This window comes from Flavivirga jejuensis, from assembly GCF_030540765.1.
Lineage (GTDB): Bacteria > Bacteroidota > Bacteroidia > Flavobacteriales > Flavobacteriaceae > Flavivirga > Flavivirga jejuensis.
In genome coordinates this window covers 434,841-450,425 of record NZ_JAUOEL010000002.1, presented here as the reverse complement: position 1 = coordinate 450,425, position 15,585 = coordinate 434,841, and the positions used below count along the sequence as shown (strand labels likewise).

The window sequence follows — 15,585 nt, the reverse complement described above, 5'->3', positions numbered from 1 at the left end:
CTTAAATTATATCTAAAAATGATTCAATTTATTTTCGTGATATTTCAAAGTTAAATTAGTATTACCTTTGTATTGCAAGTATTTATATATGAACATACCAAAAACAAGTTTTCCTCGAATTGTTATAATAGGTGGTGGTTTTGCAGGAGTTGCTTTGGCTAAAAAATTATCAAAACAAGACCTTCAGGTTGTTTTATTAGACAAGAATAACTACCACACATTCCAACCATTATTATATCAAGTATCAACTGGTGGATTGGAACCAGATTCTATTGCTTACCCTATTAGAAAAATATTAAAAAACTTTCCTAATTTTCATTTTAGATTGGCTGATGTTGAAGAAATTGATACAGTTAAAAACAAAGTTATTACTAATATAGGTGAACTTAAGTTTGATTATGTAGTAGTCGCTTCTGGCTCTAAAACTAATTATTTTGGAAATAAAGCTATAGAAAAGTATAGTATGTCCATGAAAACGATACCTCAGTCTCTTAATTTGAGGAGTTTGATTTTGGAGAATTTTGAAGATGCTTTGCTTACATCTGATCTGAATGAACGGAATGCTCTTATGAATTTTGTAATTGTTGGAGGAGGTCCAACAGGAGTGGAGTTAGCAGGTGCTTTAGCAGAAATAAAGAAAGGTATCTTGCCGAAGGATTATCCTGATTTGGATACACGATTGGCTCAAATTCATGTGGTGCAATCCAGTGATTGTATCTTAAAGGGGATGAGTGCCAATGCATCAAAAAAAGCTGAAGACTTTTTAGAGAAATTAGGGGTTCATATTTGGAAGAAGGTTAGGGTAACGAATTATGATGGAAAGACAGTAATAACGAATACGGATTTAACATTTGAAACGGCTACTTTAGTTTGGGCAGCTGGTGTAAAAGGAGCTACTATAAAAGGCTTAGATGCCGAAAAATTTGTGACCAGAGGGAATAGGCTTTTAGTAAATGAATTTAATCAGGTAAAAGGGTTTAATCATGTTTTTGCTATAGGAGATGTTGCTTGTATGGTAAGTGATGTATGCCCTAATGGTTTACCAATGATGGCACAGCCTGCTATTCAACAGGGGGATCAATTAGGGGATAATATTTTACGATTGATTGAAGAACAACCAATGATTCCCTTTTCTTATAAGGATAAAGGGGTTATGGCAACCATTGGTAGAAATAAAGCGGTGGTCGATTTAAAGCGATTCAAGTTTCAAGGGGCTTTTGCCTGGTATGTTTGGATGTTTGTCCACTTGTTTTTTCTAATAGGTTTTAGAAACAGGATGGTTGTTTTTATAAATTGGGTGTATAATTATGTGAGGTTTGATAGGGAAGCTCGTTTGATTATAAGGCCTTTTAAGAGGACTTTGAAATGATGATTTTTGGGGCTTGTTTAAGCCGCTAAGTCGCAAAGTAGTAATGTTACTTTTATTTTTTAGGGTTATTGGTTGCTGAGTTTTTAGTTAATTATAAATTAGTTTATGTTTTTGATTCTGGTTGATATGGCGTCTTAATTGAAAACTATGTTTTTTTTATGTGGCTCGCGAAGCCGCTAAGTCGCAAAGTTGAGATGTAATAATGTTATTGTTATTTTTTAGGGTTATTGGTTGTTGAGTTTCTTGTTAACTATAAATTAGTCTGTGTTTTTGATTTTGGTTGTTGAGTGATCTTGATTCTTTGTTATGATTGGTGCCTTAATTGAAAACTATGTTTTTTTATGTGGCTCGCTAAGTCGCAAAGTTGTGATGTAATAATGTTATTGTTATTTTTTAGGGTTATTGGTTGCTGAGTTTTTAGTTAATTATAAATTAGTCAGTGTTTTTGATTCTGGTTAATATGGCGTCTTAATTGAAAACTATGTTTTTTGTATGTGTCTCGCGAAGCCGCTAAGTCGCAAAGTTGCGATGTAATAATACTACTTTTGTTTTTGGGGTTATTGTGTGTTGTGTTTTATTTTTATGTTAAGAGTAAATAAGTCTATGTTTTTGATTTTGATTGCTGAGTAGTCTTACTTTTTCATAGTTTATCAATTGAGACTAGTTAGTATCAACTACAAATCATCTGTAAAATGACGCTGTCCTTTTTCTTTACTAAATTTTTCAGCATTATATTTTGAAGAATTTCCTTTTGGAATTGATAAAGATTGCCAGTTTTTACCTTTTACCAGTTTTCCTAGAAAAACAATTTGTCCAATATGATAGGAGTAATGAGCCAATTGTCTATTTATAGCTTCGGTAACTGTATGGCCTTGGTTTCGAATGTAAATAATGTGTTCTAAATCGATTTCAGATAATGGTGTGATAGCATCAAATAAACATTTCCAACCTTTATTCCAATTTTTAATGAGATCGTCTTTTGAAGTATAAGTGTCGTCAAATTCTAAATCGCGATGCCTCCATTCTTTTTCTCCATCTTCAATTAAAAAGTTAGTCCATCTACTTAGCATATTACCGACAATATGCTTTACAATGATAGAAATTGAATTAGAATCTTCTGCGAATTCTTTTTGGAGCTCTTCAAAGCTAAGTTGTTTAAAAGTGTTATCTCCTAAACTTTTATAATATTCAAATTGTTTAATGATACTAGTCAAATAGGAAGTTTGCATACCTTAAATATAAAATATCAATTTTTAAATAACAAATTCTAATTCTTTAATGCGATTGAGTTGGAATTAGAAATTTTATTTTTTTAAGATTTATTCCTTAGGAACAAACTTCAAAGCTATTCCATTAATACAATGACGTTTTCCAGTAGTGTCTCTTGGCCCATCATTAAAAACATGTCCCAAATGTCCGCCACATGTCGCACAATGTTCTTCATCACGTGAATATCCTAATTTGTTATCGGAGCCAAAAGCGACATTTCCTTTAATTTCCTGATCAAAACTTGGCCAGCCGCTACCTGAATCAAATTTGTGTTCACTTTTAAATAAAGGCGTATTACACGCTGCACAGATATAAACACCTTCTTTGTAGTTTTTATTTAGAGGGCTTGAAAATGGGCGCTCAGTTCCTGCTTCTCTTAAAACATAATAGGCTTTTTCAGATAACTGCGTTCTCCATTCTTTATCAGTTTTGGTAACTTTATAGACTTTTTTTTCTGTTTTTTGGGCATTACTGTTACAATTAAATAACACAATTGTTAAACATAATAGGATTAGCTTTTTCATATTGTTTGAGTTTTTATTAGAATATGTCGTATTTATTAATGGGACATGACATTTCTGATTGAATATTTTATTCTATAATAATGTGACCAAATAAAAACATTTGGTGTCTAAAGTATTAAGATACAAATTTTGTATTTTTATAAAAAATTATAAACCCTATTCAATGAAATTAAAAAGATTCCTTTTGGTATTTGGCATGATAGTGTTCATATTATCATGTGCAACGAATCCATTTACAGGCAAACAGACTATAGCTTTAGTGCCAAATTCTCAATTATTCCCAACGGCTTTTGCGCAATATGATCAGTTTTTAACAGAGAATAAAGTTGTTACTGGAACAAAGGATGCTGCTATGATAACTAGAGTAGGGCAGCGTATTGCAGTGGCTGCGGAAAAATGGTTAAATGCTAATGGAAATCAGGGGTATTTAAACGATTATAAATGGGAATATAATTTAGTTGACGATAAAACGGTAAATGCTTGGTGTATGCCAGGAGGTAAAATCGTTTTTTACACAGGTATTTTGCCAATAGCTAATGGGGAAACTGGAGTTGCTGCTATTATGGGACATGAAGTAGCGCATGCATTAGCAAATCATGGTCAACAACGTATGAGTGCCGCATACATACAACAAGGTTTAGCTGTGGCAGGAAATGTTGCCATTAAAGACGAAAAATCAAGAAATGCATTTAACCAATATTATGGTGTTGGAACACAAGTAGGTGTGATGCTACCTTTTAGTAGAAGTCATGAAACTGAAGCAGATAAAATAGGGTTATATTTAATGGCAATTGCTGGTTATAATCCAGATGAAGCATCCGAATTATGGAAACGTATGAAAGCTAATAGTGGAGGGGAAGCACCGCCAGAAATTTTAAGTACGCACCCATCAAACGATTCTCGTATTGCTAACCTTGCTGCATTAGCACCAACGGCTAAAGAGGAGGCTAAAAAATTTGGTGTTACTTCGTTTAGAAAATAGTTTTGCCTTAATTAGTTAGTAATCGTTTAGTTGGTTTTTACTATTTGTTATTACTGATTTCTTAACGTGAAAATAAAAATATTTAATTATTTTAGTGGGCTGCTCATAAAAGGGCAGCTTTTTTATTATGGCTTTATTAGAAAAAGGAAGTAAAAAGCTCTTAAACGCCTGGGCGTTTTATGATTGGGCGAACTCGGTTTATCCATTAGTTATTTCATCGGCAATATTTCCTATTTTTTACGGTGCGCTTACTATTGTTAAAGATGCAGATGGTAATAAAATAAGTGATACAGTAACGTTTTTAGGATACGAATTTAATAACGATTCTCTTATTAGTTATGTAACAGCATTGAGTTTTTTAATCGTTTCAATAATATCTCCAATATTATCTGGAATTTCTGATTATGTAGGTAATAAGGAAAATTTTATGAAATTTTTCTGTTATCTGGGAGCTTTATCTTGTATAGGTTTGTATTGGTTTACGTTAGATAATTTATTTGTTGGCTTATTATGTTATATACTTGCTTTAATTGGTTTTTGGGGAAGCCTCGTTTTTTATAATTCTTATCTGCCAGATATCGCTTTTCCTGAGCAACAAGACAAAGTTAGTGCAAAAGGATTTTCTCTTGGATATATTGGAAGTGTTGTTCTGCTTGTAGTTAATTTAGTTATGATACTTAAATATGATTGGTTTGGATTTGATGATGCAGGTGCACCAACAAGAATATCATTTATTATGGTTGGTATTTGGTGGATTAGTTTTGCGCAATATACATTTAAGCATTTGCCAACAGGAACACATGAAGGGCATAAAATAACAAAATCTGTAATAGTTCATGGCTATAATGAATTACTGAAAATTTGGAAAGCCCTGAAAACAAATAAAATTTTAAGTCGTTATTTGAGTGCTTTTTTTGTTTATAGTATGGCGGTACAAACGATTATGTTAGCTGCTACATATTTTGCGGTTGAGGAATTAAATTGGGGAGAACAAGATTCAACAACTGGTTTAATTGTTAGCATTTTGTTAATTCAATTGGTTGCCGTTTTTGGTGCTAATTATACAGCCAAATTATCTGGCAAAATAGGTAATATAAAAACTTTAATTTTAATTATTTCTTTTTGGATAGTTATTTGCGCTTATGCGTTTTTTATACAAACCCCATTGCAGTTTTATATAACAGCAGGGTGTGTTGGTTTAGTTATGGGGGGGATTCAATCTCTATCTAGATCGACTTATAGTAAGTTGGTACCAGAAAAGACAGAGGATTCAGCTTCTTATTTTAGTTTTTATGACGTTTCTGAGAAAATAGGAATTGTTATAGGGATGTTTATGTATGGATTTGTAGCAGAAGTTACTGGAAGTATGCGCTATTCAATTTTATTCTTAGCTACATTCTTTATAATCGGTTTAATACTACTATTTAGAGTTCCTAAGAGCGATATTTTAAATAAATAAGTTTTTTTTAAATGCAAACTAAAAGAGACTGTCTAAAAAGTGTCATTCTGATGACAAAATTCATCACTTTTTAGATAGCCTTTTTTTATGATTGATGAAATAAATTAATTAATAGAAATACTCCCAGAACCTGCCACTTTGGTGTCTACTATAGGGTCTCCTTTGTAAACAATATCGCCAGATCCAGCTACTCTTGCTTTTAAATTTTTGTTGCTAACAACTTTTGCATCACCAGATCCAGCAACAGAAACCTCTGTATTATTTGCTTGTAAATCGAATCCGTGAAAATCACCAGAACCTGCTACTTTGGCTTCTAGATTATTAGTGTCGCCTTTTAGAGTAAGATCACCAGAACCTGCTATGGATGCTTTTGTAGATGATGCTTTAATGTCGAGAATAACATCTCCAGAACCAGCCAAAGAAACATTTAAATTAGTTGCAGTTATTAGGTCTTCATTCCATAAATCACCAGAACCAGCTAACGAAACCTTAGAGATATCTTTAAAAGGGATTGTTATTTTAATTGCCTTATTTCTACCAGAGTTTATTTTTGCACCTTTTTTTGTTTTTACAATTAAATGATCTCCTTTAACTTCGGTAATTATATACTCTAAAAGATTAGATTCCCCTTCAAGAGTTATTTTCCCTTCGTTGCCTGCTACCAGAATATAATCGAAAGAACCAGCACATTTTATCCCATCATATTCAGAAGTTGTTCGGGTTATTGTTGTTATGTTTCCATTTCCTTTTATAGATTTTCCCCTTTGTGCATAGGATGTAGCTGTTAAAAGTAACGTAGCTATTATTAAGACTGTTTGTTTTTTGATTGATTGTTTCATGTGTTTAATGATTTATTATTGATGAATTAATTTTTATAAAGAGATATGCTGCCGTAATCGGATTCAATATTAATGGAGTTACCTGATGTTTTATTACCATAATAACCTACATAAAGTTTGTCTCCAGATTTTTTTATTTTCTTTGTGAATTCTAATTCGTCGCCATTTAATGATCCATATTTTAAATTGATATTAAAATTGAAATTATATGCTGGTGCGTAGCCTATTTTTATACCAACATAATCAGATTTTATATCTACGTTTTCAGCATTTTCAGTCATTCTATTTATTTTTATAGACCCATAGTCTGCTTTAAGAATTATATTTTTATAAACATCGCCAATAATAGTTGTTAAATAATCACCATTTCCAGTAATATTATTTGCTTTACCAATTTTTATTTTACCATAATCACAATTATAATTAACGTTTTCGGCTATTTCAATTTTAGAATTTGTATAGTCTGCATTAATATCTAATTTGTTTGTTTTTGATACAGTGAAACCACTATAATCTGCATTTATTTTACCGCTTTTTATATATTCAAAATAACAGTTTTTTGTATAATCGAAGGTTATTACATTGTTATCTGCCATTAATTCTTTAGTGGTAATTTTACCATAATCGCAATTTATTTTTGCTTGACCTTCAAGTTTGTCTATGTTAATACTGCCGTAATCGTTATTTAGGTTTATATTACTTGTGAAAGGGATTTTAACAATGTAGTTAATTTTCATACTAACTTTATTGTTGTTTTTCCAACTCCACCAAGAACTTGATTTTCTCTCTCCAAATCTTGTTTGTGCAGAAATATTATTAGAAGATGCTTCAAAAATAACTGTTATATCGTCTAGTTTTTCTTGAACTTTTTCTTCATCATTACCAGTGGTTGTGACAGTAATTTCAAAAACGACTCTGTTCTCATTCCAAGTTATAATATCGATATTTCCATAGCTATTATCTACACTTAGCATAGCGTTTGATGTTACAGAGTATTCTTTATTAATGGTCTTCTTTTTTGTGTATTTGCCTTTTGTTTCTGTTGACGAGGCAGTAGAAAATAGCGGTAATATTAAAAATAATATTAATATTTTAAATTGTAGTGCTCGTTTCATATGATCGATTTTAATTGTTTTTTAATTGACATATGTAATGTCTTAATTAATGATTTTCGTATCATTAAATATTGATGTTAGATATTATTTCACGTGATTGATTATTTAATTTTTTTATGTTTTCAATTTGCTCTAAAGCATTTTGTAATATGTCTATCCTGTTTTGAAAGTTGGAAATCATAGCATAGATAACCCTGCTGTCATCGCCACTTTCGGTTAAATCTATTTTTAAAGATTTATAGTTTTCTTCTAATGCATTTATACGCTCTATGGTATCCTGAATTAGCGTCTGAGCTTCAGGCGAATCTTCGCTCTTAATTTTACTTAATTCTTCAGCTATTGTTAGTGTGAAAAAGTCTTCTGTTTCTGCCATTTTAGGCGATACACTGGCTAACTCACTATAACTGGGATCTTGTTGTGACCCTATAAAAAGGGTTATTAATAATATTACAGAAGCGGCTACACCAATTAATGGTTTCCATAAACGACGCCTTTGTTTATCAACTTTAATTAGTTGTAGCTCGCTTTGTTTGTTTAATTTGTCTAAAAAACGCTCTGTATGATTAGATTCTGGATTTTCTATATCGAAATCAGTTTCATATTTTTTAAATAGTTGCTCTATCGTGTCCTTATTCATAAACCGTATGTAATTTTGTTCTTAAACTTTCCTTGGCTCTGGAAATAGTTGTTCTGCAATTAGCATTGGTAATATTTAAAATATTACTTATTTCTTCATAATCGTAGCCTTCGATTAAGTTTAAGGTTAAAGCGATTCTATAAGTATCTTTTAATGATTTTATAGTGTTTAAAATTTGCTTCGCCTTTATATTTGTAAATTCGTAATTGCTATCTATCCCATTATTATTATCTTCTATCTTATATAAAACATCATCTAAAGGAACTTCTTTGTTTTTGTTATTCTTTTTATAATGATAAATACTATTATTTATAACAATTCGTTTTAACCATGGTCCAAATATTTTTGATTCTTTAAGGTTATTTAGTTTTGTAAAAGCCATTAAAAATGAATCTTGCATAATATCTTCTGCTTCAAAACTGTCTTTTACAATTCTGAAAGAGGCATTGTACATGGCTTTATAATATCTGTTATATATTTCCAATTGTGCAGATTGGTTTCCAGATTTACAAAGCTCAACAAGCTGTTCGATATTTAATTTAGTTGGCGTCAAAAAAACAAATTGTTATAATATAGATGGTAGCTGTTATCTTTTGTTACAGTTTTGCAAAAAAAAAGTCCTATATTCTTCTTGAATATAGGACTTTAATATGGAATTTGTTTTTGGCTTTTTATTATTATGGGGTTTTAAGATTCTGTGGGCCTTTCAGCTTTTTTGATTGTAATACTTAATTCCTTAGTTTTCTTATTAAAATCAATATTAATATGGTCACCTTCTTGAAGATGTGATGCTACAATTTCTTCAGCTAAAGCATCTTCAACATATTTTTGAATAGCTCTCTTTAGTGGTCTTGCGCCATATTGTTTATCGAACCCTTTTTCGGCAATATAATCTTTAGCGCTATTGCTAATTTTTAAAATATAACCTAAACCTTTAATTCTTGTTAAAAGTTTTTCTAATTCGATATCAATAATTTTGTTGATGTCTTCTTTTTCTAAAGCATTAAAAACGACAACATCATCAATTCTATTTAAAAACTCTGGAGCAAACGATTTTTTTAGTGCGTTTTCAATAACGCCTCTAGCATTAGCATCTTCTTGAGCTTTTTGTGATGCCGTACCGAAGCCAATACCTGTACCAAAATCTTTAAGTTTTCTGGCACCAATATTAGAGGTCATAATTATGATCGTGTTTCTAAAATCAATTTTTCTACCTAAACTATCGGTCAAGTAGCCATCATCAAGCACTTGAAGTAGCATGTTAAAGACATCGGGATGTGCTTTTTCAATCTCATCCAATAATATAACAGCATATGGTTTACGTCTTACTTTTTCGGTTAATTGACCACCTTCTTCGTATCCAACATAACCTGGAGGTGCTCCAACTAATCTAGAAATAGCAAATTTCTCCATATACTCACTCATATCAATTCTAACAAGTGATTCTTCGCTATCAAATAACTCTCTAGACAATACTTTTGCTAATTGCGTTTTACCAACACCTGTTTGACCTAAAAAGATAAATGAACCGATTGGTTTATTAGGATCTTTAAGTCCGGCACGATTACGCTGAATGGCTTTAACTACCTTAGCAACAGCATTGTCTTGCCCTATTACTTTTCCTTTTATAAGGTTTGGTAGTTCGGCAAGTTTATTAATTTCTGTTTGTGCAATTCTATTGACTGGCACGCCCGTCATCATAGAAACGACATCGGCAACATTATCTTCAGTTACAACTTCTCTATGTTGTTTGGTATCTTCTTCCCATTTTTCTTGAGCAATAACCAATTCTTTTTCAATGCGTTTTTCGTCATCTCTAAGTTTAGCTGCTTCTTCATATTTTTGCTTTCTTACAACAGCATTTTTAGTTTCTTTAATGCCTTCTAGTTGCTTTTCGAGCTCTAAAATTTGTTTAGGAACATCTATATTAGTTATGTGTACCCGAGAGCCTGCCTCATCTAAAGCATCAATGGCTTTGTCTGGTAAAAAACGCTCAGTCATGTATCTATTAGTTAATTTAACACAAGCTTCAATAGCTTCTTGTGTATAATCAACGTTATGATGTTCTTCGTATTTGCCTTTTATATTATTAAGGATTTCGATAGTTTCTTCAACTGTCGTTGGTTCAACAATCACTTTCTGAAAACGACGTTCTAACGCACCATCTTTTTCAATATATTGTCTGTATTCATCTAAAGTAGTGGCACCAATACATTGAATTTCCCCACGGGCTAAAGCAGGTTTAAACATATTAGAAGCATCTAAACTTCCTGTTGCTCCACCAGCACCAACTATGGTATGTATTTCGTCAATAAAAAGGATGACATCGTCATTCTTTTCAAGTTCATTCATAACCGCTTTCATGCGTTCTTCAAATTGTCCGCGATATTTTGTACCAGCAACTAAACTTGCTAGATCTAAAGTTACAACACGTTTATTAAAAAGAATCCTTGATACTTTTCGTTTTACAATTCTAAGGGCTAAACCTTCGGCTATGGCAGACTTACCAACACCAGGCTCACCAATTAAAAGAGGGTTGTTCTTTTTACGTCTACTTAAAACTTGTGAGACACGTTGTATCTCCTTTTCGCGACCAACTACAGGGTCTAACTTCCCTTCTTCTGCCATCGCTGTTAAATCCCGACCAAAATTATCTAAAACAGGTGTTTTAGACTTCTTGTTCGTTTTGCCTGTAGGCGTGTTAAAAATATTGTCCTTTGTGGTATCGTCTTCAGCATTCATATCATCATCTTGAAATTCAGATTTTGGTTCTATATAATCATTGTCGTTTGTAATCATAAGCTTGAATTGTTCTTTAACATTATCATAGTCAACTCTTAGTTTGTTTAAAAGTTTAGTTGTAGGATCATTTTCATTTCTTAAAATACAGAGTAATAGATGGGCTGTATTAATAGAAGTACTTTGAAATAGTTTTGCCTCTAAAAAGGTAGTTTTTAAAGCACGTTCTGCTTGCCTTGTAAGATGTAAGTTCTTTTTTTGATTTGAAGTTACAGTAATATTTGGATTTGCAGGATTTAATATTTCAACTTTACGTCTTAAATGATTTAAATCTACATCTAAAGCATTTAATATATTAATGGCTTTGCCGTTGCCATCACGCAAAAGTCCAAGCATTAAATGTTCGGTACCAATAAAATCATGACCTAACCGTAATGCTTCTTCTTTGCTGTATGCAATTACATCCTTTACTCTTGGGGAAAAATTATCATCCATAAAATAGTGTCCTTATCTGCATTAAAAATACTAAAACATTTTACCAAAGGCAAAAACTATACCTTTAAATTGTCAGTAAGTTGCTAATTGACGAAAAAATCTTTATAAAATCAAAATTTTTTAAAGCATACTTATTAACTAAAAAAGAATATGAAATTGTTAATAAAAAACGTGAAAAATACTTTATACAGTCTTACTATGACTATCTAAATAGTTATATTAGCATGTTTTGAAAAACACATAAAACTTAATTAAATTATTTATGGCAGAAGGAGAGAAATTGATCCCTATTAATATTGAAGATGAGATGAAATCGGCATACATTGATTATTCAATGTCGGTCATTGTGTCACGTGCTTTACCAGATGTAAGAGATGGTTTAAAGCCAGTTCATAGACGTGTGCTTTATGGTATGCATGAACTGGGTATTAGAGCCAATTCGGCACATAAAAAATCCGCAAGAATAGTTGGAGAAGTTTTAGGTAAATATCACCCACATGGCGATTCGTCTGTTTACGATGCTATGGTGCGTATGGCTCAAGAGTGGAGTTTACGTTATATGCTTATTGATGGTCAAGGAAACTTTGGTTCTATAGATGGTGATAGTCCTGCAGCAATGCGTTATACAGAAGCACGTATGCGCAAAATATCTGAAGATATGTTAGCAGATATTGAAAAGGAAACTGTAGATCATAAACTAAACTTTGATGATACGTTACAAGAACCAACTGTTTTACCAACACGTATTCCCGGACTTTTAGTTAATGGTGCCTCTGGTATTGCCGTTGGTATGGCTACTAACATGCCACCACACAATTTAACAGAAGTCGTTAATGGAACGATTGCTTATATAGAAAATAATGATATAGAAATCGATGAGTTAATTACACATGTTAAAGCGCCTGATTTTCCAACAGGTGGAACTATATATGGATATGATGGTGTAAAAGAAGCATTTCATACAGGTCGAGGTAGAATTGTGATGCGCGCTAAAACCAACATAGAAGAGGTTAATGGGCGTGAGTGTATTATAGTGGACGAGATACCTTATCAAGTTAATAAAGCAGACATGATTAAGAAAACTGCTGACTTGATAAATGAGAAAAAAATGGAAGGGATTACGACAATTCGTGATGAGTCTGATAGAAACGGTATGCGTATTGTATACGTTTTAAAGCGAGATGCTATCCCAAATATTGTATTAAATAAATTATTTAAATACACAGCATTACAGTCTTCATTTAGTGTAAATAATATTGCGCTTGTAAATGGGAAACCAGAATTATTAAACTTAAAAGAACTGATTCATTATTTTGTTGAGCATAGACACGAGGTTGTTGTAAGACGTACTACTTATGAATTGCGTAAAGCTGAAGAACGTGCTCATATATTAGAAGGATTAATTATAGCATCAGATAATATTGATGAAGTTATTTCTATTATCCGTGCTTCATCGAATGCAGATGAAGCAAGGGAAAGTTTAATAAAACGTTTCGAACTTTCCGAAATACAGGCTAAAGCCATTGTAGAGATGCGTTTGCGTCAACTTACAGGTTTAGAGCAAGACAAATTACGTTCTGAGTATGACGACATAATGAAAAACATTGAAGACTTAAAGGATATCTTAGACAAGAAAGAACGTCGTATGGATATTATTAAGGAAGAATTGGAAGTTGTTAGAGATAAATATGGAGATGAGCGTCGTTCGAATATTGAATATGCAGGAGGCGATTTAAGTATTGAAGATATGATTCCTGATGAAAAAGTGGTGATTACCATTTCGCATGCAGGTTATATTAAACGTACATCACTTACAGAGTATAAAACACAAAATAGAGGTGGTGTAGGTCAAAAAGCATCAACCACACGAAACGAAGACTTCTTAGAACATTTATTTGTTGGAACGAATCATCAATACATGCTATTCTTTACGCAAAAAGGAAAATGTTTCTGGATGCGTGTTTATGAAATTCCAGAAGGTAGTAAAACATCAAAAGGAAGAGCTATTCAAAACTTGATAAATATTGAGCAGGATGATAAAGTGATGGCTTTTATTTGTACTCAGGATTTGAAGAACGAGGAGTATATTAATAGTCATTATGTTATTATGGCTACTAAAAATGGTCAAGTTAAGAAAACATCTTTAGAACAGTACTCACGTCCTAGAACTAATGGTATTAACGCCATTACTATTAAAGAAGATGATGTTCTTTTAGAAGCTAAATTAACAACAGGTACCAGTCAAGTTATGTTGGCATTAAAATCTGGAAAAGCGATTCGTTTTGAAGAAGCGAAAACAAGACCAATGGGTCGCGGTGCTTCTGGAGTTAGAGGTATTAGATTAGCCCATGACAAAGATGAAGTTATAGGTATGGTAACTATCGAAAACCCACAAGAAGAGTCTGTACTAGTAGTTTCAGAAAACGGTTACGGTAAACGTACCTATATTGACGATCCAGAAGATGGAGAACCAGTATATAGAATAACAAATAGAGGCGGGAAAGGCGTTAAAACTATTTCCATTACTGAGAAAACAGGAAATTTGGTAGCTATTAAAAGTGTGACAGATAATGATGATTTAATGATCATTAATAAATCTGGTATCGCAATACGTATGGTTATAGCAAATTTACGAGTTATGGGTAGAGCTACTCAAGGTGTTAAACTAATCAATTTAAAAGGAAACGATTCCATAGCAGCAGTTGCTAAGGTCATGCATGATGAAGACGAGGTAGAAGATTCTGAAAATATTGAAGATATTGATGGTTTAGAGGGTGGCACAACTCTTGATAATAATGAAGAAGAAGATAATAATACTGAAAATTAATTAAAATATTTTATAAAATGAAAAAACAGTTAGTCATAGCTTTAGCCCTTTCTGTAAGTGTATTTACATTCGCACAAAAAAAAGAGTTAAAAACAGCAGAAAGAGCTATTAAAGGAACAAAATATGCCGAAGCAAAAACGGCTTTAAAACAAGCAGAAGCATTAATGTCTAGTATGGATGCTAAGGCTAAGTCGAAGTTTAATTATTTAACTTCTGAAGCTCTCTATGCTGGTGGTAAAGGAACCATAGAGGAAATAGATGAGGCTTTAGTAAGTTTAAATAAAGTTGAAATTGGATACTCAGCAGAAGTTAATACATTAAAACAAGATATAGCTAATAATCTATTATTAAAAGGCAATGGTGCCTATGAGAAAAAAGATTATTCAAATGCGTCTCAATTTTTTGAAAAATCTTATAGAGTTGTATCAAGAGATACGGTATTTCTTTATTATGCTGCAGCAACAGCAGTTAATGTTAATGAGTATGACAGAGCTTTAACACTTTATGAAGAGCTTAAAAAATTAGGATACACAGGTATTTCGACACAGTATTTAGCAACTAATGTTGAAACACAAAAAGAAGAGAGTTTTACTAATAAAGATCTACGAGATATTTCTGTTAAAGCTAAAACACATATTAAACCAATAGAACGTATTTCTGAATCAAAAAAGCCAGAAATTGTAAAAAATGTTGCGCTTATATATGTTAACAAAGGGGATAATGAAAAAGCAATTGCAGCTATGAAAGAAGCAAGAGCAGAAAGTCCTAATGATGTTAATTTGATATTATCTGAAGCGAACGTTCATTATAAAATGGGCAATACAGAGCAGTTTAAAAAATTGTTAGAGAAAGCAACGCAAATGGATCCTACTAACCCTGAATTGCAATATAATTTAGGTGTTATAGCATCAGAATCTGAACAGTCTGCAGAAGCTATGCAGTATTATGAAAAAGCAATAGAGTTAGATCCAAAATATATAAACGCCTATATAAATTTAGCGGCTTTAGTTTTAAATAAAGAAGAATCTATAATTAAAGAAATGAATGGATTAGGAACTTCTAGAGCTGATAATAAGCGTTATGATGAATTGAGAGAGAAACGTCAAAACCTTTATAGAGAAGCTATACCTTATTTATCTAAAGCACTCGAGATTAATCCAAATAGTCTTAGTGCAGCAAAAACATTGATGAATATTTATAGTATTCTTGGAGAAACCGATAAGTATAAAGATTTGAAAGGAAAGGTTGAAACTCTTGAAGCCGAAGGTAGCAACTAGTATCGATTACTTAATATATATGAAAAGGAGCAAATTTAATTTGCTCCTTTTTT

At 32.0% G+C, this 15,585-nt stretch carries 12 protein-coding genes; 5 read left to right on the top strand and 7 right to left on the bottom strand.

The genetic code is table 11. The annotated features are described in order from the left end of the window. Positions 1-88: 88 nt before the first annotated feature. Positions 89-1,369: an NAD(P)/FAD-dependent oxidoreductase gene (locus Q4Q40_RS06805; protein WP_303301032.1), complete on the top strand. Its 1,281-nt coding sequence runs from the start codon at positions 89-91 to the stop codon at positions 1,367-1,369. Positions 1,370-2,043: 674 nt separating this feature from the next. Here the strand turns inward: Q4Q40_RS06805 and Q4Q40_RS06800 are convergent. Both Q4Q40_RS06800 and msrB read right to left on the bottom strand, forming a co-directional pair. Then, the gene (locus tag Q4Q40_RS06800; RefSeq protein ID WP_303301031.1) at positions 2,044-2,598 is read right to left on the bottom strand and encodes a DUF1572 family protein; all 555 of its coding nucleotides are present in this window, start codon (positions 2,596-2,598) and stop codon (positions 2,044-2,046) included. A gap of 90 nt (positions 2,599-2,688) precedes the next feature. Beyond that, complete coding sequence (gene msrB / locus Q4Q40_RS06795) at positions 2,689-3,162, bottom strand: peptide-methionine (R)-S-oxide reductase MsrB (protein WP_303301030.1); 474 nt, start codon at positions 3,160-3,162, stop codon at positions 2,689-2,691. Between the two features lie 163 nt (positions 3,163-3,325). On the opposite strand from msrB, the gene Q4Q40_RS06790 reads away from it, so the two are divergent. Together Q4Q40_RS06790 and Q4Q40_RS06785 are read left to right on the top strand one after the other, a co-directional pair. Further along, positions 3,326-4,144, top strand: a complete 819-nt coding sequence (locus Q4Q40_RS06790) for a M48 family metallopeptidase (protein WP_303301029.1) — start codon at positions 3,326-3,328, stop codon at positions 4,142-4,144. Between the two features lie 127 nt (positions 4,145-4,271). Further along, entirely contained in the window at positions 4,272-5,603 is a 1,332-nt protein-coding gene (locus Q4Q40_RS06785; protein ID WP_303301028.1) for an MFS transporter, read from the top strand. 104 nt (positions 5,604-5,707) lie between these two features. Here the strand turns inward: Q4Q40_RS06785 and Q4Q40_RS06780 are convergent, their stop codons facing one another. From Q4Q40_RS06780 to Q4Q40_RS06760, 5 genes are all read right to left on the bottom strand, one after another. Continuing rightward, a complete protein-coding gene (locus tag Q4Q40_RS06780; protein WP_303301027.1) occupies positions 5,708-6,442 on the bottom strand; it encodes a head GIN domain-containing protein in 735 nt (244 codons plus the stop codon). 26 nt (positions 6,443-6,468) lie between these two features. Further along, positions 6,469-7,557 (bottom strand): hypothetical protein, encoded by a 1,089-nt coding sequence (locus Q4Q40_RS06775; RefSeq protein WP_303301026.1) that lies wholly within the window; start codon positions 7,555-7,557, stop codon positions 6,469-6,471. A gap of 64 nt (positions 7,558-7,621) precedes the next feature. Next, entirely contained in the window at positions 7,622-8,194 is a 573-nt protein-coding gene (locus Q4Q40_RS06770) for a hypothetical protein (RefSeq protein WP_303301025.1), read from the bottom strand. Further along, positions 8,187-8,747: an RNA polymerase sigma factor gene (locus Q4Q40_RS06765; RefSeq protein ID WP_303301024.1), complete on the bottom strand. Its 561-nt coding sequence runs from the start codon at positions 8,745-8,747 to the stop codon at positions 8,187-8,189. The genes Q4Q40_RS06770 and Q4Q40_RS06765 overlap by 8 nt, the downstream gene beginning before the upstream one ends. Before the next feature lie 134 nt (positions 8,748-8,881). Next, positions 8,882-11,428, bottom strand: coding sequence for an ATP-dependent Clp protease ATP-binding subunit (locus Q4Q40_RS06760; protein WP_303301023.1), 2,547 nt, complete (start codon positions 11,426-11,428; stop codon positions 8,882-8,884). Between the two features lie 262 nt (positions 11,429-11,690). Here Q4Q40_RS06760 and gyrA point away from each other — a divergent pair, with 262 nt between their 5' ends. Together gyrA and Q4Q40_RS06750 are read left to right on the top strand one after the other, a co-directional pair. After that, positions 11,691-14,255: a DNA gyrase subunit A gene (gene gyrA, locus Q4Q40_RS06755; RefSeq protein WP_303301022.1), complete on the top strand. Its 2,565-nt coding sequence runs from the start codon at positions 11,691-11,693 to the stop codon at positions 14,253-14,255. 17 nt (positions 14,256-14,272) lie between these two features. Beyond that, a complete protein-coding gene (locus Q4Q40_RS06750; RefSeq protein WP_303301021.1) occupies positions 14,273-15,532 on the top strand; it encodes a tetratricopeptide repeat protein in 1,260 nt (419 codons plus the stop codon). Positions 15,533-15,585 lie beyond the last annotated feature (53 nt).